We start from the raw sequence: 23,654 nt of genomic DNA on the forward strand, positions 1-23,654 counted from the left end.
TTAATATATTGATTAAACAATTACTCTGACCGTTACTATTTTAAATCTAATGATTCATTAATTGAACTGTCTTTGTTACTTCCTTTATCATTAGAGACTAATGATTTAATACCTTCAATAACAGTTTTAACTGATTCATCTGTTGCCCAATACTCTGCTGATTTAGGAACGACTTTAATTAGAACAACATTCGGATCTTCCAGTTTTATCTTTAAGAATGCTTCAATCCCTTTATTCCAGTACTGTTTGATTTTTTCGTTGTCGTTAATGATAAAGGCATTACCGGCAATAGATACATAACCTTTCTTAGCAAATGATAAGTTAACTCGATTATCTTTTTCGATTTCTTCAGTTTTTTCAGTGCGTGTTGACATAAACCAAATATCACCGCTGTCATCTACATCCTGATAACTCATAGGTCGTGAAACGAGTTTATTATCTTGAATTGTTGTCATCATTGCAATATCATTTTTCTCTAATAGTTCAAATAATTTATCATAGCTTTCCTTTTGATTCATATTATCGCCTCCATATTCTTTATATATTATAATTACCCTACATATTAATGATTTATGCATAGGAAGAGGTTAAATATGGAAAAATAATTTGTAACGATTGATGACATTGTTGAGATGGGAGTACCTTATCCAACATTTTCAATGTGGATGACAAATGGTTTAATTAAAGTTGCATATCAATCTAAGACAGAACGTTATTTCTGGAGATCAGAGGTTGAGACGTTAAAAAGTAAGTATAAATACTAAATATTCAGAATAATCTATAAATAGCTATTGCCATACGATAATAGTGAATATATAATTAAGAAGTGTATTGATTCACTATTTTGATGTAAGGGGATGAGTGTATGGAAGGGATAGTTAGTTTTTTAAATGAAATTGTCTGGAGTAAACCATTAGTATATGGATTATTAATAACAGGAATATCGTTTTCTTTATTAATGAAATTTTTCCAAGTAAGACATCTCAAAGAAATGATCAGATTAATGTTTCAAGGGGAAAAATCACCTACAGGTATCTCAAGTTTCCAGGCGATTGCGTTATCGCTTGCAGGTCGCGTAGGAACTGGTAACATTGTCGGAGTATCAACAGCGGTATATATCGGTGGTCCAGGTGCTGTATTCTGGATGTGGATGACCGCATTTTTAGGTGCGAGTTCAGCGTTTATTGAGTCTACGCTAGCGCAAATTTATAAACGTGAAATTAATGGGGAGTATCGCGGTGGACCAGCTTACTATATAGAATCAGGTATGAAAGGTGGATTTGCAAAAGGGTACGCTGCATTGTTTGCGGTACTTGCAATTATTTCTACAGCGTTACTTTTACCGGGTATTCAGTCGAATGCGATTGCGAGTTCAATGAAGAACGCATTTGGTGTTGAAGGATGGATTATCGGGGTAGTGCTTGCGATTGTTTTAGCTTTAATCATATTTGGTGGGGTACGCTGGATCGCTTCAGTAGCAACAGCAGTAGTACCATTTATGGCGATATTATATATTTTACTCGCAGTAGTGATTATCGTAATTAATTTTGATAAAGTACCTGGATTAATTGCATTGATTATTAAATCAGCATTTAATATGGAATCGGCATTTGGTGGAATTCTAGGTGCGATGATTGAAATCGGAGTAAAACGTGGTCTTTATTCAAATGAAGCAGGACAAGGTACAGGTCCGCATCCTGCAGCAGCTGCAGAAGTTTCACATCCTGCTAAACAAGGATTAGTTCAGTCATTCTCTGTATATGTCGATACATTGTTTGTTTGTACAGCAACAGCGTTAATTATTTTATTATCAGGAACGTTCAATACGACAGATGGTACGATGAAAGGCGATATGCCAAACTTAATTAAAGATGGTGGTATATACGCAGTTAATGCAGATGGCGTGAAAGACTACTCAGGAACTGCAATGTATGTTCAGGCGGGTATTGATAAAGCATTCCATGGAAGTGGCTATCAGTTTGATCCGGCATATTCAGGCATTGGTTCATATTTCGTAGCAATTGCATTATTCTTCTTTGCGTTTACGACGATATTAGCATATGCATATATCGCAGAAACAAATGTATCTTATTTAACGAAGAATAGTAGCGTGTCTTTGAATAAGTTTTTAATAAACGTTGCACGTTTAATTATTGTTGGCGCTACATTCTATGGTGCTATAAAAACAGCGGATGTTGCGTGGGCAATGGGTGACTTAGGTGTAGGATTGATGGCATGGTGTAATATTATCGCAATATGGATTCTGCACAAACCTGCATTACGTGCGCTTAAGGATTTTGAGAGACAGAAGAAAGAGAAAGGGTCAGGGAAATATGCGATATATCAACCAGATCCAAACGAACTACCGAATGCAAAATTCTGGTTAGAAGATTATCCAAAGCGTTTACGAGAAGAGAATATAGAAGGTTAGTCATTAAAGAGGGCAATGTAGCCCTCTTTTTTATTTTGGATAAATATAAATAAAATTGCATCATTAATTAATTAAATATTGACAATATTCTGACAAATAAATAAAATGAAATAGGGTGAACAATTTACACAAATAGATACAAAGGGGATGGAATGATGAAACAATATGATTACAATGCGATTGCAAATGATGAAAAGTTCAAGCAATTACAGAAATCGAGAAAGTCATTTATTTTTCCGATTTCACTGTTTTTTATTGTAGCAACTGTGCTCTTTCCGATTCTAACTGGGTATACGACAATATTAAACAATGAGGCATTCTGGAATATTTCATGGGCGTGGGTATATGCATTCTTATTGTTCGTGATGGTTTGGACTTTAGTAACAATATATATGAAAAAAGCAAAGCAATTCGATTTAGAATCTGAACGTATCATACAAGAATATCGTCAGGAGGATGAATAAATGAATGCTACTGTAATTATTATGTTTTTAGTTTTTGTAAGTTTAACGTTACTCATTACATATTTTGCGTCTAAGAGAACAAATTCTGCAGAAGACTTTTATACAGCAGGCGGAGGCCTTACAGGGTGGCAGAATGGTCTAGCGATTGCTGGTGATTATTTATCTGCTGCGAGTTTTTTAGGAATAGCAGGTGCGATTGCTTTATGGGGATTTGATGGATTCTTTTATAGTATCGGCTATTTAACGGCATATTTGATTGTACTGTATATTGTGGCAGAACCGTTAAGAAACTTAGGGAAGTACACATTAGCTGATATGATTGCTGCGCGTTTTGAACTGAAGAAAGTGCGTGCGACAGCAGCGGTTTCTTCGATTACGATTGTCATTTTTTATATGTTAGCACAGCTCGTTGGCGCAGGGGCACTCATTCAGTTATTATTTCATATCCCATATACATGGGCAGTAATCATTGTAGGGATTATGATGACGATTTATGTATTGTTTGGTGGAATGACGGCTACGAGCTGGGTGCAGATGGTCAAAGCTGTTCTTTTAATGATAGGTACAATTATTATTTCATTTTTAGTATTGAAACATTTTAATTTTAGTATCATAAATATGTTTGGTGCGATGAAGGAAATTAATGCACCAGAACTAAAAGGTGAGTATATTAATCCTGGGTCTCAAGGTAAATCGCCTTTAGATAATATTTCATTAATTGTCGCGTTATTATTTGGAACTGCAGGATTACCACATATATTGATGCGTTTCTTTACAGTAAGTGATGCGAAGACTGCTAGATCTTCAGTAATGTGGGCGACATGGATTATCGGCATTTTTTATATTCTTACGATCTTTTTAGGATTTGGAGCAGCAAGCTTGCTATCAAGAGCGGAAATCATTAATGCAAACCCGGCAGGTAATATGGCAGCGCCACTTCTTGCAGAAAAGTTAGGTGGGGACGTGCTGATGTCGTTCGTATGTGCTGTTGCATTTGCAACGATATTAGCGGTAGTAGCAGGACTTGTGCTATCTGGCGCTTCTGCATTTGCACATGATATTTACGGTGAGATTATTAAGAAGGGAAACATATCAGAACGTGAACAGATGAAAGCTGCTAAGATTGCATCACTCGCAGTGTCAGTTTTATCGATATTGCTTGCGTTATTCGCACAGAACATGAACGTTGCGTTCTTAGTGTCATTAGCATTTTGTGTTGCAGCAAGTGCGAACTTGCCTGTTATTGTATTTACAATCTTCTGGAAGAGGTTTAATACACAAGGTGCGATTGCAGGATTATTAACGGGGTTAATAACATCATTAGTACTAGTAATATTAAGCCCGAATGTAATGAATCCAGAGGGGACTGCGTTTATTACAGCGAACCCGATATTCCCATTAGCAAATCCTGCAATAATATCGGTGCCGGCAGGTTTCATCGGAGCATTTTTAGGGACATATTTAGGAAAAACTGAATCTGAAGATAAATTTAGAGAAGTAGAAGTGAAATCTGTAACAGGTATCGCACATTCTGAAGTGACACATTAGGAGTGAATTTGACGGTGTGCCAATTTCGCGGCAGAAAAAGAGGGTGAATTTGGCGCCGTGCCAATTTCACCCTCAAATATTTTATCTTTCTTTTACTAGTTTTCCGCCTTCTAATCTTAATATATGATCGGCATATTTAAAAATGCGTTCGTCGTGCGTAATAATGATACATGAACTGTTATTCTCTTTCACACGTTCCCTAATGACTTCCACAACTTGAACTGCACGTTCAAAGTCTAAACTAGCTGTAGGTTCATCTGCTAATATAAGAGAAGGATGATTCATAAATGCACGTGCGATTGCTACACGTTGTTTCTCACCGCCTGATAAGCTTTTAGGATATACTTTAGCGCGGTGTGATAAACCGAATGTTTCAAGTAATTCATCAGCTTTTTTAGCAGCAGCTTTTCGGTCCATTCCATTTTCCAGTGCAACGTGTAACAATTGTTCTTTCACGTTTACGAAAGGTATAAGGTGAGATGCCTGAAAGATAAAACCAATATCATCTAAGCGCATTTTTGTGATGTCGCTTTTAGATAAATTTAATAAAGATTTGTTATTAATAATGACTTCTCCGCTTGTTGGTTGAAGTAATGCGCCGATAATTGTCAATAATGTACTTTTACCTGAACCAGATGGGCCGTATAAACATACGACTTCTCCATCATTTACTGTAAAGTTAATATCTTTAAGAACTTCAGTTGTAGTATCTCCTTGTTTAAATGATTTAGATATATTTTTAACTTCTATCATTATTATTCTCCTCCGATTGCTTGAATTGGATCGATTTTTAACACTTTATAGATTGATAGCATTACTCCGAGTAATGCAACGATCAGGAATAACCCGATTAATAAGAATATTAAGTTAGGATTGAAGAAAAATGGCATTGTTGCAGGTATATTCATATTTATAATGTAAATAATGCCGATGCTTAGTAATACACTGAGCATTACGATTAATATAACTTCCTGCATTAATTTAAAAATCAGTTTGCCGTTACTTGTACCGATTGCTTTTAAAATACCGTACTCTGTTGTTTTTTGAATTGTAATTACATAGAAGAACACAGTAATGACGATAGCTGAAATTAAGAATAAGAAGATTACCATTAAGTTTAATGGCATTTGTTCTGCCTCATAACTTGGTATACCTTTCATCGCTTTGTCTGGTGTTATAATTTTAGAATCTTTTAATTTATTATTTAAATCATCCATTTGTGATTTCGACATTGATTTAATAATCCCTGCGTTTGCTGGCATATTTTTAAAGAAGTTGTTATATGTTTCTTGTGAAACAAGTCCAACTGGCATATGCGCAAACATTTGATGACGTGTAAATTTTGAGATTGTTAAATCAGGGTCTTTATCTTTAACGTTCAATTTATCACCGATAGAGAATACTTTAGATGTATGAGAGTCAAGATTAACTTTATTTTCTGAAGGTAAATTCATATAGTCTTCAGAGATTGTTGCGAGTAAAAATTTCTCGTTTTGTTGTACTTTAACGGGTTGTAATTTTAATAATGGTATATTATTGTCTTCTAAAATTTTCTGGTCATGCGTTGATAATGGTGTATTCATTAAGTTATTATCTGCATCTTTTGAAATGACATAGTGACTTGCATCCATTTGCTCGATGAATGATACGTTATCTTTTCCGAGCCCTTGTGCTAAACTAGATACAAATAAAACTAAGAATGAGAGTAAAAATATAATAGCTGCAATCAGTAAGTATTTCACTTTATAATATTTAATTTCTTTTAGTGCTAAGTTCATAATGATCAACCTTTCGCTTTGTTTGTAATACATATATTAAAGGTAGAATATGAACGGAATATGAACGGAGGACATATAATGCAAAATAATATATTAGTAGTAGATGATGAAGCGGCAATTCGTCGTGAAGTTAAAGAAGGTTTCCTGCGTCATGGTTTTCAAGTGTATGATGCAAGTAACGGAGATGAAGCGATTGAATTGCTGGATAATGAGAGTGTCGATTTATGTATCGTTGATATTATGATGCCGGGGATTGATGGATTCAAGTTATGTGAACAAATAAAGCAAGACTATGCATTGCCTGTCATAATGTTAACAGCACGTGATGCACTCGGAGATAAACGTATAGCATTTCAGGCAGGAAGTGATGATTATGTTACTAAGCCATTTGAAATTGAGGAGGTTATCTTTCGTGCGCAGGCGATATTAAAGCGTTATGAGAAATCAGTAGAGAAAGTGAAGTTCGGAAAGCTGACGATAGATGCTGAAAGTTATGAAGTGACGATGGAGGATGAAGCTTTATACATTCCGAGAAAGGAGTTTGAACTGCTTTATTATTTAGTGAGACATTATCCGAAAGTTGCAACGAGAGAACAACTAATAGAAGAAATATGGGGATTTGATTTTGATGGAGATGAGCGAACAGTGGACGTGCATGTGAAGCGCATTCGTAAAAGGTTAGGGGCATTTGATAGTGGTGTTGAAATACAGACGGTTCGTGGAGTAGGATATAAGGTACATCATGTTTAAGCGACTATCGACACGATTTATTATCGGCACATTCCACGTTATTCTCGTTAGCTCGTTGCTTTCGTTTATCATTGCAAACATATATTATCATGTAACACTAAAAGAACAGAACGACACACGTATAACGAATACTTTAATAACTCAGAAGAAATATATTGAATCACATCCGGAAATAAAACCTGAAGCGTTTTTTATGCAACTTGCAAATTTAAACTTTCAAGTTATCGCAGTTAAAGATGGTAAGAAAGCTTTCTATGGCACACCGTTCAGGGTGAAAAACTTACCTGATAACGGTCCGTTAACTGAAACATATCATGGCATTAAAGAACGACCATTTAATGTGTTTATTACCGGTTTCTTTGATAACGAGACGAGGAATACAGTTGGTATGCCGATGCAGGTTAACGGTAAAACATATGATGTATACATTCGACCGGATGTTGGAGAGAGCATGCATGAATTTAGAATTTTTCTTGCGATACTGTTTTTATGTGTCATTGTCTTTTCGGTTTTATTTGTATTTATTTCATCTAAATATATCGTGCATCCCGTTGTTCAGTTAAAGGAAGCGGCGCGTAAAATAGGGAATCAGAGCGGTTATCAGACACAAGTAAGACGTAAAGATGAAATTGGTGTATTGGCACATGAAATGAATGTGATGAGCGCGAAAATATTGCATCATGAAGAAATGAATCAACGTTTTGTTGCGAATGTCAGTCATGAAATCCAGTCACCGATAACAAATTTACTTGGACAAATTAAACAATTAAGACAAACGAAAGACTTTAGTTTATTAGATGACATTGAGCACCAGTCACAACGATTAAGTGGATTGACGAAACAGTTGCTGATGCTTGCGTCTCTTGAGAAGACAGGCACTACAATCGAAAAAGAACATTTCGGCGGGAAAACACTTATACAGGAAGTTATACGTAATCACATGTACGCCCTTGATCAAAAAGAAATTTTTGTCACAACAAAACTTAAAGATATCGAAATACTTGGGCATCGTGATTTATGTTATCAAATGATAAGCAATTTACTTTCTAATGCGATTAAATACAGCCCTGAAGATACTCAAATTAAGTTTGAATTAGGAGAAGAAACGTACAAATATATCAAAATTTCAGATGAAGGTTACGGTATGTCTGATAAAACTAAGGAACTATTGTTTGAAAGGTTTTATAAAGCGGAAGTACATGAAGATAAAGTGCCATCTAACGGTCTTGGAATGGCAATTGTTAAAGAGATTGCTGATTTGCATAGCTTTGAAATAGAAGTAGAGAGCGAACTCAATAAAGGAACGACAATTAAAATTGTATTAAATGAAGCACAATAAAAATGAGAATTCCCACTTTTATTGTGCTTTTCTTATGCTTCAATATTTAATATTGTCCTCGTAAACCATTTTTCAATTTCCACGACAATAAATACGAACAATCCAATACCAATTGGAATGAGCCAATAATGTAGTTCTAGAGGTGCAGTTTTCAATATGCGATTGAAAATTGGAACGTAAGTAATAACGATTTCAAGAATTATAAGGATAGCTGTTATTAAGAATGCCATTTTGTTTTTAAAGAAATCTCGATTGATTGCAAATTGATTTAAGTCGCGACAATTATATAAATGGAATATTAATGCGAAAACTAAAGATTGAAGTGTGATTGTATTAACAACACTGTGCGCCAGTTGATGTGTTTCTAGATAAAAATTTACAGTAAGAATTGCGCCGGCAACCAATAATGATACTAATAATATGCGTACTAAAAAGTAAGTGCCCAGTAATGGTTTTTGTTTCTGTCTTGGTGGTCTTAACATTGCACCATTCTCTAATGGTTCAAAAGCTAATGCAAATGATATTGTTACGGCCATGACCATATTTACCCATAAAACTTGCACTGGTGTTAAAGGAATTGATATACCAAATAAAATGGCAGCCATTATTAATAAACCTTGTGAACCGTTTGTAGGTAATATAAAGAGTATTGTTTTCTTTAAATTGTCATAAACTCTGCGACCTTCCTTTACAGCATCAACAATAGTATCAAAATTGTCATTAACTAAAATCATACGGGCAGCATCCTTGGATACTTCAGTACCTTTAATGCCCATAGCTACTCCGATATCGGCTCTTTTTAATGCAGGTGCATCGTTTACACCATCACCGGTCATAGAAACGATTTGATCATGGTGTTGTAGTGCACGAACAAGCTGTAGTTTATTCTCAGGACTCGTACGTGCGAATACATGATGTGTAGTTGCAGCTTCATAAATCTCTTCATCATTCATTTGATCAAGGTCCTGTCCTAAAACTGCATGTTTACCATCACCAATACCGAGTTGCTTTCCGATCGCCATGGCCGTCGCTTTATGATCTCCTGTTATCATCTTTACGGTTATTCCTGCTTTTTGACATTCCTGAACTGCATGTTTAGACGATTCACGTGGTGGATCGATAATGCCGGCAAGTCCAAGCATTATAATACCTTTGTTTAAGTCATCATGAGAGAGCGATTCATAGTCATCAGATACATCTTTATATCCAGCTGCAATGAGACGCTTACCCATTGAAGCAACATCATCAATAGAAGATTCCCATTTACTTCGTATAGCGTCATTCATTTCGGTGCGTGCGAGTATTCTATCAGGAGCACCCTTAATATATATTCGTTTTTGATGATTTTCTAATACAAGGTAGGCCATATATTTATACTTTGAATCAAATGGAATTTTGTCGAGAATTTCAATATTATTTAATGGTTCTTTATATTTATTACTAAGTGTCATTAAACATCCTTCAGTTGGATCACCTGTGATATAGTAATGACCGTCTTTATTTTGGGCAAGATGTGATTCGTTAACTGTTTTAACACATGTAATAAACTTATGAAGTGTAGACTCATCATGTTTGCATGTATTGAGTGCACGTATTTCTCCGTTTGGTGCATAACCTGTACCAGTAACTTCATAAGTACAATTTGGAAGTATTAAATCTGTTACAGTCATTTCATTTTTCGTGAGTGTGCCTGTTTTATCTGTGCAGATTACTGAAACGGCACCAAGCGTCTCAACGGAGGGTAAGTTTTTTACGATTGCTTGTTTTTTCGCCATTGATTGCACACCAAATGCCAATATGATGGAAATTACTGCAGGTAACCCTTCAGGTATTGCACCGACAGCTAGTGCGATAACAGACAGAAGTAGGTCAACGATATCGTAATCACGAACGATGACACCAAATATAAATATAAAAATGGATAATACAACAATTGCGACACTTACGCGTTTTCCGAATTGTGATGTCTGTTGCATTAATGGTGTTATTGTTGAATCCATTTGATGCATCGCGGTATTAATCTTACCGATTTCAGTATGTTCTCCTATTGCAACAACAACACCTTTACCTGATCCGGAAGTGATGGAAGTACCCGAATAAGCCATGTTTTTTCGATCACCAAGTGGTGCGGCACTATAAATTGCATTAGTATGCTTCTTAACTGGAAGTGATTCTCCGGTAAGTGCAGATTCTTCTATGTTTAATGCATTTGTTTCTATAAGACGAACATCAGCAGGTACTTTTGCGCCGGCTGCAAGTACGACGATATCGCCAATAACAATGTCTTCTGAAGGAATCGTTAAATGTTTGCCATTTCTAATTACAATCGCTTCGTTTGTCATCATATTGCGAATACTATCGAGTGCTTTTTCAGACTTAGCCTCCTGGATATAACCGATAAGTGCGTTTATTATCGTAACCATCAAGATTACAGCCATATCAAGAAAGTGTCCGAGTAAGCCTGTAATGATAGCAGCTAATAAAAGGACATAAATTAAAAAGTCGTTGAAGTGCGAGAGAAATTTAAGTATGTTTGATTGGCGCTGTTTCTGTGGTAATGTGTTTTTACCGTGTGTATTCTGCAGTTTTTGTATATTTTCTTCCGATATGCCTGACTTGCTACTATTAAGTGAACTTAACACATCTTTAAAATTAAATGTATGCCATTTGTCATTCATATAAACCACCCTTTGTAGATATCTTACTTTTATGGTAACTTAAATGACTTAATAATACGAATAAAGTAGAGCAACCTCAGAGTATAAAAATACTCTGAGGTTGGTTTACTTTTCATTTTTTAGCATGTCTAATGCTTTGTCTAAGTCTGCTTTATCTTCATCAGATATTGTTGGAAATTCAGGTTTCAATTGTTTAATTGTATCGATCATCACTTCCGTTACAATTTGGCGTGTGTGCCATTCATCATCAGCTGGGAGAACATACCACGGGCTGTGCTCAGTCGAGGTCTCTTCCAGCATTTCTTTAAAGATTGCTTGATAATCATCCCAATATTGACGTTCTTTCACATCATTGAAGGAAAATTCCCAGTTTTTCTCTGGGTTTGTCATGCGTTCTATTAGTCGGTTACGTTGTTCTTCGTAAGTCATATTAAAGAAGAACTTAATTACTATAAATCCATTTTCCGTTAAATATCGTTCATAATCATTGATTTGTCTGTAACGCGTATGCCATATATTCTTCTCTTCGGCACTATCAGGTGTTTCTTTTGCTTCAACTAAATCGTGAATGCGAGGTGCGAGTACATCTTCGTAATATGAGCGATTAAGAATACCGATCTGGCCACGTTCAGGCAGGCCTTCATGAAAGCGCCATAAGTAATCGTGTTTTCTCTCTGTTTCGTTTGGTTTCCCGAAAGAAGTTGTTTTTAATCCTTGTGCACTTAAATTTGAGAAAATATAGCTAATAACTTCATCTTTACCGGCAGCGTCAAGCGCCTGTAGTACAACTAATATGCCATTTTCTTCTGCTGCGTGCAGCTTTAAATGCAATGTATGAAGTTCGTCAGTCAGTTTTGGTATTATATTATTTTTTATATCGTCATTCTTTGATTTTTTATTCTCAGATGAAGGATAATTTTTAAATGAAAATGATGAATCGTAATGCACTTTGTATTTGTTAATATCCATATCGTTCCTCCTTTATGTTTATACTTTTATACCCTTCTATAACGTTAAAAAACAAAGTTATATATATGGTGATTTTAAAATGATTTTGATTTTTTGAAATGTATACTGTATTATCAAACCATTATTAAATTGAAAGGGTACGATATGGAATTTATTAAAAACATGTTTAAACGTTCGAAATTACAGTGGTTTATATACAGTTTGATTTTAAGCTTATGTATCGGAGCGATTACATTCACGCTTAATAATGACGCGCTCTATAAACAAACAATTGCAAAGGTTAATAATGTAGAACTTATATCAAAAACGCACACGGTAGATGCAAACCACCGTGAAGATACTGTATATACGCAAATTGTTGAACTAAAAGGTACGAATCACAAGCATAAAGGTGAGGCGTTCGTAATTACGAATACATATACGAAAAGTAGCGCTTATGATGAGCAGTATAAAGAAGGACAGAAAGTATTTATAAAAGCTGGAGATAGACCACAAATTATAGGTGAGAAAAGGGATACAGTTTTAGTGAGTGCGCTTTCTGTATTTACATTATTACTAATTATTGTGGTTGGTAAGAAAGGGTTTTATTCATTAATCAGTTTGACGCTAAATTTATGTATTACGTTATTTGTATTTAATTTCTATTTATCCCATAAACATATTCCGATGATACTAATAGCGCTTGTCGCAGTAGTATTATGTACGATACTTACGCTCACATTAATCAATGGATTTACGAGGAAAACATGGATTGCGATTATTAGTACACTTGCAGCCACTTTAGTGACGTTACTCGTCGTGCAAAGTACGATATATTTAACTTCAGCTGAAGGTATTCGCTATGAGACGATGTCTTACTTGACGATTCCACCGAAGAAAGTATTCTTAACGACTATTCTTATCGGAACGCTTGGAGCTGTTATGGATATAGCGATCACAATAACATCATCGCTACATGAAATTAAAGTAACACAGCCGTTTTCGAATACGAAGTCATTGCGAGCATCAGGGTATGAAATCGGAAAGGACATTATCGGTCCGATGACAAATATTTTATTATTTGCATATTTGAGTAGTGCGATGCCGATTATTATATTGTATTTAGCGAATCATTCACTTATATTCCAGACGTTTAGTTTACATTGGTCGCTTGAACTTGCTCGAGCTGTATCAGGTAGTATCGGTATCGTACTTGCTATACCGATTACGGTATGGATAGCGAGCACGATGCTTGGGGGGGGGGAGGTGAATCTAAAGCATGAAAACTTTAACATTACTTATTATTATATTATTTGTACTAATGGCAATTGTCGGACGCAAAAACGGAATAAAAGCTTTTCTTGCAATATTTATAAACATGTTCATGTTGGCACTTGCAGTACTTTCTGTTGTGCTCAATGTGAATGTCATATTAGTAGCACTTTGCTTCAGCATCATAATGGCTTTATTTAATATATTAATTATTAATAAGTATAACAATGTTAGTATTTCCGCTTTAATTTCAACATTCGTTACGTTTATTATTTCACTAATTTTTATATATGCGGTGACGAAATTCGGAATGATTCAAGGATTCCCGATGGAAGATGGAGAAGAGATTGCAACGTACTCATTACGTATAGGCGTATCGTTCTTTAATGTCATGCTCTTTGTCATTATGATTAGCGTGTTAGGGGCGATTATTGACTTGTCTGTATCTATTGCATCAAGTATGGAATACATATATTTAAATGAACCGCACTTAACACGTAGTGAACTGTATCGTTCCGGACTGAATGTTGCGAAAGATATATTAAGCACGACTACAAACACGTTATACTTTGCCTATTTAGGTACGGGGATGACATTGATGATCTGGTTTAAGAATGTAGGCTATTCATTTGAACAAATTATTAATTCTAAAGTGTTTTCCCAGGAAATATTAATGATTATTTCTGGAGGAGTTGCGGTTGCAATTGCAATTCCTGTAACGTGTTTAACAGCGAGTTATATTATTTACCATCAATTAGTAAAGCGCAGCGTGTAAATCACGCTGCGCTTTATTATTTCAACCCGTTATGAATGGTTTTTATATTATGCTCCATCATTTTATAATAACTGTCTCCATCTGTACCCTTTTGACCGATAGAGTCTGTATAGACCTCACCATAAATCGGTGTTTTAGTCATTTCGCTGAGTGACTGCATGCTACGTTTATCGACGCTCGTTTCGACGAATAAAGATTTAACGTCATGATTTTTGACAAAGTTTATCGCTTGCTTCATCTGTTCTGGTGTACCTTGTTTTTCCGTATTAATCTCCCATATGTAAGCATGACTCAAATCATAATCTCGACTGAAGTACTTGAACGCGCCTTCACTCGTAATGAGATGACGTTTTGACTTTGGAATATCATTGAATTTATCTTTATACTGTGTGCTTAATGCAGTTAAGCGTTTCGTGTATTGCTCCATATTATGATGGTACGCTTTTGAATGTTTTTTATCTGCTTTCTCTAGCGCACTAGCGATATTTTTACTGTAAAGAATACCGTTATCAATACTTAACCATGCATGTGGATCAATCGCATTATCGTCATGATGTGCCTTTAAGAAAATTTTCTTAACACCATTACTCACAGCAATAACATTGTCATCGCCTAATTTCTTACCACCTTGTTTTAATGCTTTTTGAAACCATCCGCTTGAAGTCTCTAAATTCAGCCCATTAAACAATACGACGTCAGCATCAGTAATAGCTTTAATATCTTTCGGTTTTACTTCATAGTCGTGCGGATCCTGTCCGATAGGTACGATATTAGTGACAACTGCATGATCACCTGCAATTGATTTCGTCATATCGTAAATAATGGAGTTTGATGTTACGATTTTAATTTTTCCTTCAGTTTTATCTTGCGCACATGCACTTAATAAAAATGCTGCCAGTGCAAAGAAAACAATGATTTTTGAGAAAATTTTTGTGTTCATAAATTTCATCCTTTCGTTATGAATCGTTTTTTTGTTTGATTGAGTGTAAATATTACGAGATAGATTAATGTTGCGATAATCACGATGCATGCACCACTTGGAACGTTCAGTATATAACTGATATATATACCGGTAACTGCACTGAATAATCCGAATGTCGCAGATAAAAGCATCATCTTGTGTAAGCTTTTAGAAATTAAATATGCGCTTGATGCAGGTGTAATCAACATTGCAACGACAAGAATAATGCCTATTGTTTGTAAGCTGACGACTGTAATAAGTGCTAGCATTATCATTACAGTGTAATGCCAGAATGCGGGGTTAATGCCATTCATTCTACTGAAGACCGGATCGAACGTCGTTAACTTAAGTTGTCTATAAGAGACAATGATAATGATGAGTACAGCGAGACTAACAAAAAGTGTTGTGTACATTGCTTCTTTCGTTACCGTAAGGATATCTCCGAATAATATATGGTATAAATTTGTCGTCGTTTCCATCATGCTGATCATTACGACACCGATAGAGAAGAATAGCGTAAATGCTATGCCAATCGCAGCATCTTTTTTTGTTTTAGATCGGTCTGTTATTGCCCCGATAAATAGACTCGTTAAGAGACCGGTGAATAATGCACCGATAAACATTGGTATATGTAATAGAAAGCTTAATGCAACACCTGGCAATACAGCGTGACTCATCGCATCACCCATTAAACTTAATCCGCGTAATATGATAAGACAGCCTACTACACCTGCTGCGATTCCGACAATCGCTGCTGTAATTAATGCACGTGATAAGAATGGATAGTTTGAGATTTCAGCAATAAAACTCATTTAAACACCTCCCTGAACGAAATATGTCTGTTTAATGTTATCGTCAGTAAGTATGCTTTCAGTAGGACCTTGGGCAATAATTTCTTTGTTCAGTAAAATGCACTCATCAAACAATTCAGGAGCTGACCTTAAATCATGATGCACAATAAAGATGAGTTTTTGATTTGATTTTAATTTGAAGATACAATCTTTAATGATTTCGTAACTTTTGAAGTCAATACCAACAAAAGGCTCATCCAGAAAGTAAATATCCTTTTCCTCCATAAGGCTTCTTGCGATCAATACGCGCTGTAACTGGCCGCCACTTAAATCACTGATCAGTTTATGCTGAATATCATTTAATTCCATCAACGTCATTAATTCATTCACCTTTTTATTATCCGCACGATACTTCATTAAAGGGGATGGGGATAAACCGGATCTAATCGTATCAATAACAGTGATAGGAAATTCGATATCTATAGATGATTTCTGAGGAATATAGGCACAACGTGTAAGTTGCTTATTTAATGGTTTATTATCAACATACACCGATCCAGTTGAGCGAATAAAACTAAGCATACTTTTAAATAATGTAGACTTCCCGGCGCCATTCGGACCTAAAACTCCTATAAGCTTTCCTGTTAATTGTTGTGTATAATTAATGTTACGAAGAATATGACGACCATCTATAAAAACGTTTAAATTATTGATTGAAAGCATAGACAACACCTTTTATATTATATTAAAAATAATTTTAGGTAAACCTAAACTATATTTAATATAATACTGAAAAAATCATAAATCAATGGGAAAGTTTGAATAAAATGTGAATACTGGAGGGAAATGCATGTTAACTGAAGAGAAAGAGGATTATTTAAAATGTATTTATCATAATAATGGTTTGAATGAATATGTTTCCAATAAAAAAATTGCAACACATCTTGGGATCAAGCCACCCTCTGTAACAGAGATGACGAATCGATTAGAAAAAGAGGGGTATATTACAACTAAACCTTATAAAGGGGCAAGGCTGACAGAAGTTGGAGAGAAAGAAGTTGCCAGAATTGTAAAACGTCATCGCTTAATTGAATGCTTTTTAATAGAATCGTTAGGCTATCGCTGGGATGAAGTTCATATGGAAGCGGAAGTGCTCGAACACCGTGTATCAGATTTATTTATAGAACGCCTCGATGAGATGCTCTGTTATCCTGAATATTGTCCGCATGGTGCATTAATTCCAAGAGAGAGCTTGCAGGAAGAAGAACTTCATATGGTTACCGAACTAAATGCAGGTGATTCATTTATTCTTTCAAAAGTTCATGATGAAGTGGCGTTGTTATCGTATTTATACGAGAATGATATAAAGATTAACGATAGGTTGAGAATTGATTCGATTGATGAAGCGAATCAAATTATGTATTTGAATAAAGGTGATAAGTCTGTAAGTCTGAGTATGGATAATGCCAAAAAATTATATTATAAATAACAAAAGCGCCGAACCGCATGCAGTTCGGCGTTCATTATTATCCTTTTATTTCATTTCTGCTTCCATTTAAATATGCATAAACAAGTCCTACAAAGATTCCGCCTCCGATATAGTTACCGATATAAGCGAAAACAATGTTTTTCAGAACATCGATCCATGATAATGCATCAATATTATAGAACATCATTCCTGCAAATAACCCTGCATTATAAACAACGTGTTCGTATGCCATAAATACGAAAATTACAACACCGACACCGATAAAGAACACTTTCGCGAGTGCTTCTTTACATTGAAGTGAAATATAAATTCCGATATTAATAAAGAAGTTAGCAAAAATCCCTTTTATTAAAATTGTAAGCCACGTAGAATCAATTGTTTTTGCATTAACTGTTTTTGTAAGTGCAGCGACCATTTCGGGCGTCATTACTTTAGTTCCTGTCATCATACCGAATAATACGAAGCCACCAATGATGTTACCGATAAAGCAGTATGTAAAAATTTTCATCACTTTAGGCAGTGAGATGACTTTATAATAAAGACCAACAGTCATGAACATAAAGTTACTCGTCAATAATTCCGAGTTTGTAAGTACAATCATAACGAGTGCAATACTGAATGATATAGCACCAAGTAAATTAATTAAACCTGGGTTTACTCCTGCAAATTGTGTTTTGACTGCCAGCATTAATACCGTCATAATTGCGAGTAAAAATCCAGACATAACAGATTTCAGCATGTATCTGCCAGGTGTGCGGTCAACCATGATTTCTTTTGTTGCTACTTGACCAACGATATTTTCGATATTAGGTTTTGAAGCATGTGTATCTTCAATTGTTTTTACAGGTCGTGCGAGTGTCATAATATCCCTCCGTATATATGTGCAATGTTTCACAATTACTATATCATATTAAAAATTGTTTTTATATAGTAATTTTACAATATTATACTCGTTGTTTGAATAAAAGTCACAGTAAAAATAATAAGCGTATTAAAGATAAAGCTCTAAATGAGAATATACAATATTAAATGATAATTTTTGATGCTGGAAACTGATTAAATCAAGGCATACTAATTGTTAATTAAAATAATTATAAATTTAGGTGTCTTTAGTTGACTTGTATTATGCATCATGTATAATAAGTATTGTAGAGATTAGAATTATTCTAAATAAGAATTTTATTAAATTTTCAGGAGGAATTTATTTATGTCATTAATCAACAAAGAAATTTTACCATTCACAGCACAAGCGTATGATCCAAAAGGTGATAAGTTTGTAGAAGTATCAAATGAGTCAATGAAAGGTTCTTGGAACATCGTATGTTTCTACCCAGCAGACTTCACTTTCGTATGCCCAACTGAATTAGAAGATTTACAAGATCATTATGCTACATTACAAGACTTAGGTGTTAATGTGTACTCAGTATCATGTGATACACACTTCACACACAAAGCTTGGCATGATCATTCAGAAGCGATTTCTAAAATTCAATACACGATGATTGGTGACCCATCACACGTTATCGCGCGTAACTTTGATGTATTAGATGAGGAAGCTGGTCTTGCTCAACGTGCTACATTCTTAATCGATCCAGACGGTGTTGTTCAAACAATGGAAATTAACAACGATGGTATCGGTCGTGAAGCAAGCGTGTTAATCGACAAAGTGAAAGCTGCGCAATATGTAGCATCACATGATGGTGAAGTTTGTCCTGCAAAATGGAAAGAAGGATCAGAAACTTTAACACCAGGTCTAGATTTAGTAGGTAAAATTTAATTATTGAACTTAACATCAATATTTATAGTGCCACAACGTATATATTGCGTTGTGGTCTCTATTATCTTTAAAGTGTATAAATATACAACAAAAGGAGCGTAAGTAAATGCTAGATAATAATTTAAAACAGCAATTAGGCCAATATCTCGAACTACTTGAAGGCGAAATCGTTTTAACAGCAAGTAAAGGTGATGATAAAACTTCACAGGATATGATGGCATTATTAAATGAAATTAGTGAAATGTCGGATAAGATATCTATTCAAGAAGCTACGCTTAAGCGAACACCTAGCTTCACAGTAGCACGTCCTGAAGAGGAGGCGCGTGTAACATTTGCGGGTGTTCCGTTAGGTCATGAATTTACATCATTAGTGCTTGCATTACTTCAAGTGAGTGGAAGAGCGCCGAAATTAGACGAAGATGTCATTGATCAAATTAAGAAAATTGATAAGCTATTAAACTTTGAAACTTTCGTAAGCTTGACATGCACAAAATGTCCTGACGTTGTTCAGGCTTTAAACGTAATGTCAGTATTAAATCCGAACATCACACATACGATGATTGATGGGGCGGCATATAGAGAAGAATCTAAAGATATTATGGCCGTGCCAAGCATCTTCTTAAATGGCGAAGAATTCGGTAGCGGTAAGATGACCGTTGAAGAAATTATCAACCAAGTAGGAGGCGGTATGGACGCTTCTGAATTTGATGCGAAAGCACCGTTTGATGTACTAGTAATTGGTGGAGGTCCGGCAAGTGCTGCTGCTTCTATTTATGCCGCGCGTAAAGGGTTACGTACAGGTGTAGTTGCTGAGCGTATCGGTGGTCAGGTCAATGATACTGCAGCAATTGAGAATTTCATTTCAGTGAAAGAAACGACTGGACCAGAGTTTGCCCAAAATTTAGCAGACCATATTAAGAGTTATGATATTGATGTTATGAATGCGGTACGCGTAGATTCAATTGAAAAGATTGAAGATATGGTACATGTAACACTTGAGAATGGTGGAAAACTTTCAAGTAAAACATTAATTATCGGTACTGGCGCAAAATGGCGTAATATGAACGTACCAGGTGAAGCTGAGTATAAAAACAAAGGTGTTGCATATTGCCCACACTGCGACGGACCATTATTTGAAGATAAACGCGTAGCGGTTGTCGGCGGAGGAAACTCTGGTGTTGAAGCAGCAATTGATTTAGCAGGAATTGTTGAACATGTAACATTACTGGAATTTGGTGAGACTTTGCGTGCAGATAAAGTACTGCAGGATCGATTAGCTTCATTAAACAACACAGAAATTATTAAATCAGCAGCTACGAAAGAACTGACAGGTGACGACAAACTTAAAGCATTAACGTATGTGGATCGTAATACAAATGAAGAGCATACTATTGATTTAGAAGGTGTATTCGTTCAAATCGGTCTTGTACCTAGCACTGAATTTGTTGGTGACTTAGTTGAACGCAACAATCGTGGCGAAATTATCGTAGACCGTAAAGGTGCAACAAATGTACCAGGTATTTTCGCGGCAGGAGATTGTACGGATCAAGCATATAAACAAATTATTATTTCGATGGGTGCAGGCGCAACAGCTGCATTAAGCGCATTCGATTACTTAATTAGAAATTAATTCACTATGAGACTACATAAGATGTATAATATCTTATGTAGTCTTTTTATTTGAAAATTTAAATAATTAAGTAAAAATCTGGAGGTTACTGAGATGAAGAAGTTGTTATATTTTTTAATTGCAGTGTTTGTATTAAGTGCTTGCAGCAATGATGGTGCGACAAGCAGTAAAGCTTCCAAAGATAAGACAGTAATTACAGTTTCGGCTGCTGCAAGCTTGAAAGATGCTTTAAATGATATCGAAAAAGCATACGAAAAAGAGCATAAGCATGTCGACTTAAAATTTAACTATGGTGCATCAGGTGCATTGGCGCAGCAAATAAAGTCAGGCGCACCCGTAGATGTATTTATTTCAGCAGCAGAAGATAAGGTAGATGATTTAGTGAAAGATGATAAAGTAAATAAGCAAGATACAAAGCAACTCTTAAAAAATCATCTCGTTATCGTATCTAAGGACAAACTCGAAAATATGAATGCACTCACTTCAGAACAAGTACAGAAAATTGCACTGGGTAATCCTGAACTTGTACCAGCTGGTAAATATGGCAAGCAAGCGTTAGAACGTGCAAATTTATATGAAAAGTTAAAACCAAAATATGTACTGGCGAAAGATGTAAGGCAAGTACTGACGTATGTTGAAACTGGGAATGTTGAAGCAGGTATCGTATATACATCAGACTTGAAAGCAAGCGATAAAATTAAAAACGTTGTGACGATAGAAGACAAGATGCATGATGAAATTATTTATCCAGCTGCAATCGTTAAAGATACAAAGCATATGAAAGAAGCTAGAGCATTTTATGAATATTTGGACACACGACAATCAATTGAAGTTTTTGAGAATGCTGGATTTGATAAAGTAAAATAATAAAGAGGTTACAAAATGGAAAAAGAACAAAAATTACAACGATTTTTCGAGAAAGAATCACAATGGCAGTCAGCATATTTAGCGTTTAGATCACTGATGCAGGATACAGAACTGGAAGAAGATTATAAATGGATGCATCCGTGCTATACTTTAAAAGGGAAAAATGTCGTTTTAATGCATGGTTTTAAAGCATATGTAGCATTACTTTTTCATAAAGGTGCACTGATTGAAGATAAATTTAATATGCTCGTTCAGCAGACAGAAAATGTACAATCTGCAAGACAGCTGCGATTTAGCCAGTAGAGGAAATTCATGATAAGCAGGAACAAATTAAGTGGTATATAAATGAAGCGATTAAGATTGAAGCTTCTGGAAAGAAAATAGAGAAACAGCAAACAGAGATTGAAATTCCGACTGAGATGGCAGAAATCTTTGCAGAAGATGAGGCTTATGAATCACACTTCCATGCACTCACACTAGGAAGGCAGCGCGCGTATATTCTAGATATTAATAAAGCGAAAAAAAGTGAAACGAGAACAAATCGAGTGATGAAACATAGGGATAAAATTATGCTCGGTAAAGGAATATTAGATAAATAAAAATTGTTTTTAGTTAATAATAAAATTTGTTGTTGTGGACGTGTTTGTTTTATAAAACACGTCCGTATTTTTTAATAAAAACTATTTAAACAAAAGGAATTTAATACTTGTTTACAAAAATTTAACAGAAATTAATATACTTCCTGTAAAATTTGTATATTATTATATATATCAAATAATTTAGGAGTGTTTTATGAAAAGAGATATTAAACTTATGTTGTCATTGCCAATTTTTAGCTGGGCATTGTATGACTTTAGTAACACAATTTTTAGCGCGAATATCGTAACGCTATTTTTCCCGCAATTTGTGACAGAGCAATTGGGAACTGATCCGGTAACCGAACAGATATCTTCAACATGGATTGCATATTCTGCGAGTATTGCAGCATTACTGTTAATTGTATTAAGCCCGGTATATGGTGTATATATCGACAGGACAAATCGTAAAAAGAAATGGGTTGTCATATTTTCTATAGTTGTATTTTTATGCACATTTTGTATGGGGTATATTTATAAAAATCCAGTTGAAGGGACATTTCACGGTGTTCCAATTACGTTTTTAATCATTATAATTTTATTTACAATTGCAAAGTTTATGTATAACTCGAGTCTTGTGTTTTACGATGCGATGATGCCTGATTTAACAGCTAAAGAGCACTATTCGGTAATATCAGGATTTGGGGTAGCACTAGGTTACATGGGGACTTTGTTTGGTGTAATTTCAATCATGATGTTTGTAGGAACTAAAGATGCCGGAGAAACATTTATCCCGACAGCGATATTATTTTTACTATTTAGTTTGCCATTATTTATGTTTACATCAGATAAAAAAAGGCAATCGGTCAAACAAAAGTCTATGAGCACTGGATATAAGGAAATTATTGAAACATATCAGCTTGCGAAAACAAAACCAGCGATTTACATATTTTTAATTGTGTATTTCTTTTTAAATGATGCGCTGGCGACAGCAATCAGTATGATGCAGCCGTATGCAACAACGGTTGTTGGTTTCACGAGTGATCAGTTTATTATGATATTTATGGTAGCAACAGTATTCAGTATTATCGGTGCGTTTGTATTCGGATATATTGCAAAACATATTGGCTCATTAAAAGCACTGCATTATGTCGGACTAGTGCTAATGATTGCATTAATACTTGCGAGTTTGCCGCTACCGAAAGAAAGTTTCTATATATGTGCGATACTATTCGGCATTGCTATGGGGTCGATATGGGTAATATCAAGAACATTAATTATTGAGTTATCGCCACCAGAACATGTCGGTCAGTTTTTCGGTTTGTTTTCAATGAGTGGTAAACTATCTGCAGTATTAGGCCCATTCATTTACGGAACGATTACATTGCTGCTAAAAGATTATGGACCGTTAGCAAGCCGTATCGCCATCTTATCACTTTTTATTATGGCGTTATTAGCTTATGTTCTGCATTTTAAAGTCATTAAAGCAGTACAGGAAGTATAAAATTATTATTTAAATATAATATAATCTTACACTTCTTAATTTAGAACTAATTGGTATATATTCATAATCCCCATATT

21 protein-coding genes and 2 pseudogenes are annotated in these 23,654 nt (G+C 35.1%); 14 read left to right on the forward strand and 9 right to left on the reverse strand.

The genetic code is table 11. The features are described from left to right. Positions 1 to 35: 35 nt before the first annotated feature. Positions 36 to 518 carry a pyridoxamine 5'-phosphate oxidase family protein gene (locus LAU42_RS00450; RefSeq protein ID WP_224183794.1) on the reverse strand — a complete coding sequence of 161 codons (483 nt, stop codon included), beginning with the start codon at positions 516 to 518 and terminating at the stop codon, positions 36 to 38. Between the two features lie 114 nt (positions 519 to 632). Between LAU42_RS00450 and LAU42_RS11825 the strand changes: the two genes are divergently transcribed. The 4 genes from LAU42_RS11825 (at position 633) to LAU42_RS00465 (ending at position 4,443) form a co-directional block, all read left to right on the forward strand. Then, positions 633 to 764, forward strand: a complete 132-nt coding sequence (locus LAU42_RS11825; protein WP_277602374.1) for a hypothetical protein — start codon at positions 633 to 635, stop codon at positions 762 to 764. 101 nt (positions 765 to 865) lie between these two features. After that, positions 866 to 2,431, forward strand: coding sequence for an alanine/glycine:cation symporter family protein (locus LAU42_RS00455; protein WP_224183795.1), 1,566 nt, complete (start codon positions 866 to 868; stop codon positions 2,429 to 2,431). A gap of 152 nt (positions 2,432 to 2,583) precedes the next feature. Then, positions 2,584 to 2,895, forward strand: coding sequence for a DUF485 domain-containing protein (locus LAU42_RS00460; RefSeq protein WP_224183796.1), 312 nt, complete (start codon positions 2,584 to 2,586; stop codon positions 2,893 to 2,895). Continuing rightward, positions 2,896 to 4,443, forward strand: coding sequence for a solute symporter family protein (locus LAU42_RS00465; RefSeq protein WP_224183797.1), 1,548 nt, complete (start codon positions 2,896 to 2,898; stop codon positions 4,441 to 4,443). A gap of 81 nt (positions 4,444 to 4,524) precedes the next feature. Here the strand turns inward: LAU42_RS00465 and LAU42_RS00470 are convergent, their stop codons facing one another. Together LAU42_RS00470 and LAU42_RS00475 are read right to left on the reverse strand one after the other, a co-directional pair. Beyond that, positions 4,525 to 5,196 (reverse strand): ABC transporter ATP-binding protein, encoded by a 672-nt coding sequence (locus tag LAU42_RS00470; RefSeq protein ID WP_420908204.1) that lies wholly within the window; start codon positions 5,194 to 5,196, stop codon positions 4,525 to 4,527. A 2-nt stretch (positions 5,197 to 5,198) separates the two neighbouring features. Then, on the reverse strand, positions 5,199 to 6,221 hold the full coding sequence (locus LAU42_RS00475; RefSeq protein WP_224183798.1) for an ABC transporter permease: 1,023 nt from the start codon (positions 6,219 to 6,221) through the stop codon (positions 5,199 to 5,201). Between the two features lie 78 nt (positions 6,222 to 6,299). On the opposite strand from LAU42_RS00475, the gene LAU42_RS00480 reads away from it, so the two are divergent. Together LAU42_RS00480 and LAU42_RS00485 are read left to right on the forward strand one after the other, a co-directional pair. Further along, positions 6,300 to 6,971 (forward strand): response regulator transcription factor, encoded by a 672-nt coding sequence (locus tag LAU42_RS00480; RefSeq protein ID WP_224183799.1) that lies wholly within the window; start codon positions 6,300 to 6,302, stop codon positions 6,969 to 6,971. Continuing rightward, positions 6,964 to 8,310 carry a HAMP domain-containing sensor histidine kinase gene (locus LAU42_RS00485; RefSeq protein ID WP_224183800.1) on the forward strand — a complete coding sequence of 449 codons (1,347 nt, stop codon included), beginning with the start codon at positions 6,964 to 6,966 and terminating at the stop codon, positions 8,308 to 8,310. Before LAU42_RS00480 ends, LAU42_RS00485 begins: the two co-directional genes overlap by 8 nt. Before the next feature lie 32 nt (positions 8,311 to 8,342). Here LAU42_RS00485 and LAU42_RS00490 read toward each other — a convergent pair whose 3' ends face one another. Both LAU42_RS00490 and LAU42_RS00495 read right to left on the reverse strand, forming a co-directional pair. Then, on the reverse strand, positions 8,343 to 10,988 hold the full coding sequence (locus LAU42_RS00490; protein ID WP_224183801.1) for an HAD-IC family P-type ATPase: 2,646 nt from the start codon (positions 10,986 to 10,988) through the stop codon (positions 8,343 to 8,345). Between the two features lie 105 nt (positions 10,989 to 11,093). Next, positions 11,094 to 11,957 carry a PPK2 family polyphosphate kinase gene (locus LAU42_RS00495; RefSeq protein WP_224183802.1) on the reverse strand — a complete coding sequence of 288 codons (864 nt, stop codon included), beginning with the start codon at positions 11,955 to 11,957 and terminating at the stop codon, positions 11,094 to 11,096. Positions 11,958 to 12,119: 162 nt separating this feature from the next. Here LAU42_RS00495 and LAU42_RS00500 point away from each other — a divergent pair. Continuing rightward, positions 12,120 to 13,169: pseudogene (locus LAU42_RS00500) on the forward strand (YibE/F family protein); the annotation flags it as partial. A gap of 88 nt (positions 13,170 to 13,257) precedes the next feature. Then, entirely contained in the window at positions 13,258 to 13,983 is a 726-nt protein-coding gene (locus tag LAU42_RS00505; protein WP_241426524.1) for a YibE/F family protein, read from the forward strand. Between the two features lie 16 nt (positions 13,984 to 13,999). On the opposite strand, the gene LAU42_RS00510 is transcribed toward LAU42_RS00505, so the two are convergent. From LAU42_RS00510 to LAU42_RS00520, 3 genes are read right to left on the reverse strand one after another with little or no spacing between them, the layout of a single operon-like run. Continuing rightward, entirely contained in the window at positions 14,000 to 14,923 is a 924-nt protein-coding gene (locus tag LAU42_RS00510) for a metal ABC transporter substrate-binding protein (RefSeq protein WP_224183804.1), read from the reverse strand. A 5-nt stretch (positions 14,924 to 14,928) separates the two neighbouring features. After that, positions 14,929 to 15,756 carry a metal ABC transporter permease gene (locus LAU42_RS00515; RefSeq protein ID WP_224183805.1) on the reverse strand — a complete coding sequence of 276 codons (828 nt, stop codon included), beginning with the start codon at positions 15,754 to 15,756 and terminating at the stop codon, positions 14,929 to 14,931. After that, positions 15,757 to 16,458 (reverse strand): metal ABC transporter ATP-binding protein, encoded by a 702-nt coding sequence (locus tag LAU42_RS00520; protein ID WP_224183806.1) that lies wholly within the window; start codon positions 16,456 to 16,458, stop codon positions 15,757 to 15,759. A gap of 127 nt (positions 16,459 to 16,585) precedes the next feature. Here LAU42_RS00520 and LAU42_RS00525 point away from each other — a divergent pair, with 127 nt between their 5' ends. Beyond that, positions 16,586 to 17,224, forward strand: a complete 639-nt coding sequence (locus tag LAU42_RS00525; RefSeq protein ID WP_224183807.1) for a metal-dependent transcriptional regulator — start codon at positions 16,586 to 16,588, stop codon at positions 17,222 to 17,224. 37 nt (positions 17,225 to 17,261) lie between these two features. Here LAU42_RS00525 and LAU42_RS00530 read toward each other — a convergent pair whose 3' ends face one another. After that, complete coding sequence (locus LAU42_RS00530) at positions 17,262 to 18,086, reverse strand: formate/nitrite transporter family protein (protein WP_224183808.1); 825 nt, start codon at positions 18,084 to 18,086, stop codon at positions 17,262 to 17,264. A gap of 345 nt (positions 18,087 to 18,431) precedes the next feature. Here LAU42_RS00530 and ahpC point away from each other — a divergent pair, with 345 nt between their 5' ends. The 5 genes and pseudogenes from ahpC (at position 18,432) to LAU42_RS00555 (ending at position 23,577) form a co-directional block, all read left to right on the forward strand. Continuing rightward, complete coding sequence (gene ahpC, locus LAU42_RS00535) at positions 18,432 to 19,001, forward strand: alkyl hydroperoxide reductase subunit C (protein ID WP_224183809.1); 570 nt, start codon at positions 18,432 to 18,434, stop codon at positions 18,999 to 19,001. Positions 19,002 to 19,107: 106 nt separating this feature from the next. Next, the gene (gene ahpF / locus LAU42_RS00540; RefSeq protein WP_224183810.1) at positions 19,108 to 20,631 is read left to right on the forward strand and encodes an alkyl hydroperoxide reductase subunit F; all 1,524 of its coding nucleotides are present in this window, start codon (positions 19,108 to 19,110) and stop codon (positions 20,629 to 20,631) included. A gap of 93 nt (positions 20,632 to 20,724) precedes the next feature. Continuing rightward, positions 20,725 to 21,498: a molybdate ABC transporter substrate-binding protein gene (modA, locus tag LAU42_RS00545; RefSeq protein WP_224183811.1), complete on the forward strand. Its 774-nt coding sequence runs from the start codon at positions 20,725 to 20,727 to the stop codon at positions 21,496 to 21,498. A 15-nt stretch (positions 21,499 to 21,513) separates the two neighbouring features. Then, positions 21,514 to 22,097: pseudogene (locus LAU42_RS00550) on the forward strand (YdeI/OmpD-associated family protein). A gap of 193 nt (positions 22,098 to 22,290) precedes the next feature. After that, positions 22,291 to 23,577, forward strand: a complete 1,287-nt coding sequence (locus LAU42_RS00555; protein ID WP_224183812.1) for an MFS transporter — start codon at positions 22,291 to 22,293, stop codon at positions 23,575 to 23,577. Positions 23,578 to 23,654 lie beyond the last annotated feature (77 nt).

It is taken from the genome of Macrococcus armenti, assembly GCF_020097135.1.
Classification (GTDB): Bacteria; Bacillota; Bacilli; order Staphylococcales; family Staphylococcaceae; genus Macrococcoides; species Macrococcoides armenti.

Bases quoted from the DNA above. Each gene is read 5' to 3' on its own strand.
- LAU42_RS00450 (WP_224183794.1), bottom strand. From the start codon at position 518: ATGAATCAAAAGGAAAGCTATGATAAATTATTTGAACTATTAGAGAAA.
- LAU42_RS11825 (WP_277602374.1), top strand. From the start codon at position 633: ATGGGAGTACCTTATCCAACATTTTCAATGTGGATGACAAATGGTTTA.
- LAU42_RS00455 (WP_224183795.1), top strand. From the start codon at position 866: ATGGAAGGGATAGTTAGTTTTTTAAATGAAATTGTCTGGAGTAAACCA.
- LAU42_RS00460 (WP_224183796.1), top strand. From the start codon at position 2,584: ATGATGAAACAATATGATTACAATGCGATTGCAAATGATGAAAAGTTC.
- LAU42_RS00465 (WP_224183797.1), top strand. From the start codon at position 2,896: ATGAATGCTACTGTAATTATTATGTTTTTAGTTTTTGTAAGTTTAACG.
- LAU42_RS00470 (WP_420908204.1), bottom strand. From the start codon at position 5,196: ATGATAGAAGTTAAAAATATATCTAAATCATTTAAACAAGGAGATACT.
- LAU42_RS00475 (WP_224183798.1), bottom strand. From the start codon at position 6,221: ATGAACTTAGCACTAAAAGAAATTAAATATTATAAAGTGAAATACTTA.
- LAU42_RS00480 (WP_224183799.1), top strand. From the start codon at position 6,300: ATGCAAAATAATATATTAGTAGTAGATGATGAAGCGGCAATTCGTCGT.
- LAU42_RS00485 (WP_224183800.1), top strand. From the start codon at position 6,964: ATGTTTAAGCGACTATCGACACGATTTATTATCGGCACATTCCACGTT.
- LAU42_RS00490 (WP_224183801.1), bottom strand. From the start codon at position 10,988: ATGAATGACAAATGGCATACATTTAATTTTAAAGATGTGTTAAGTTCA.
- LAU42_RS00495 (WP_224183802.1), bottom strand. From the start codon at position 11,957: ATGGATATTAACAAATACAAAGTGCATTACGATTCATCATTTTCATTT.
- LAU42_RS00505 (WP_241426524.1), top strand. From the start codon at position 13,258: ATGGCAATTGTCGGACGCAAAAACGGAATAAAAGCTTTTCTTGCAATA.
- LAU42_RS00510 (WP_224183804.1), bottom strand. From the start codon at position 14,923: ATGAACACAAAAATTTTCTCAAAAATCATTGTTTTCTTTGCACTGGCA.
- LAU42_RS00515 (WP_224183805.1), bottom strand. From the start codon at position 15,756: ATGAGTTTTATTGCTGAAATCTCAAACTATCCATTCTTATCACGTGCA.
- LAU42_RS00520 (WP_224183806.1), bottom strand. From the start codon at position 16,458: ATGCTTTCAATCAATAATTTAAACGTTTTTATAGATGGTCGTCATATT.
- LAU42_RS00525 (WP_224183807.1), top strand. From the start codon at position 16,586: ATGTTAACTGAAGAGAAAGAGGATTATTTAAAATGTATTTATCATAAT.
- LAU42_RS00530 (WP_224183808.1), bottom strand. From the start codon at position 18,086: ATGACACTCGCACGACCTGTAAAAACAATTGAAGATACACATGCTTCA.
- ahpC (WP_224183809.1), top strand. From the start codon at position 18,432: ATGTCATTAATCAACAAAGAAATTTTACCATTCACAGCACAAGCGTAT.
- ahpF (WP_224183810.1), top strand. From the start codon at position 19,108: ATGCTAGATAATAATTTAAAACAGCAATTAGGCCAATATCTCGAACTA.
- modA (WP_224183811.1), top strand. From the start codon at position 20,725: ATGAAGAAGTTGTTATATTTTTTAATTGCAGTGTTTGTATTAAGTGCT.
- LAU42_RS00555 (WP_224183812.1), top strand. From the start codon at position 22,291: ATGAAAAGAGATATTAAACTTATGTTGTCATTGCCAATTTTTAGCTGG.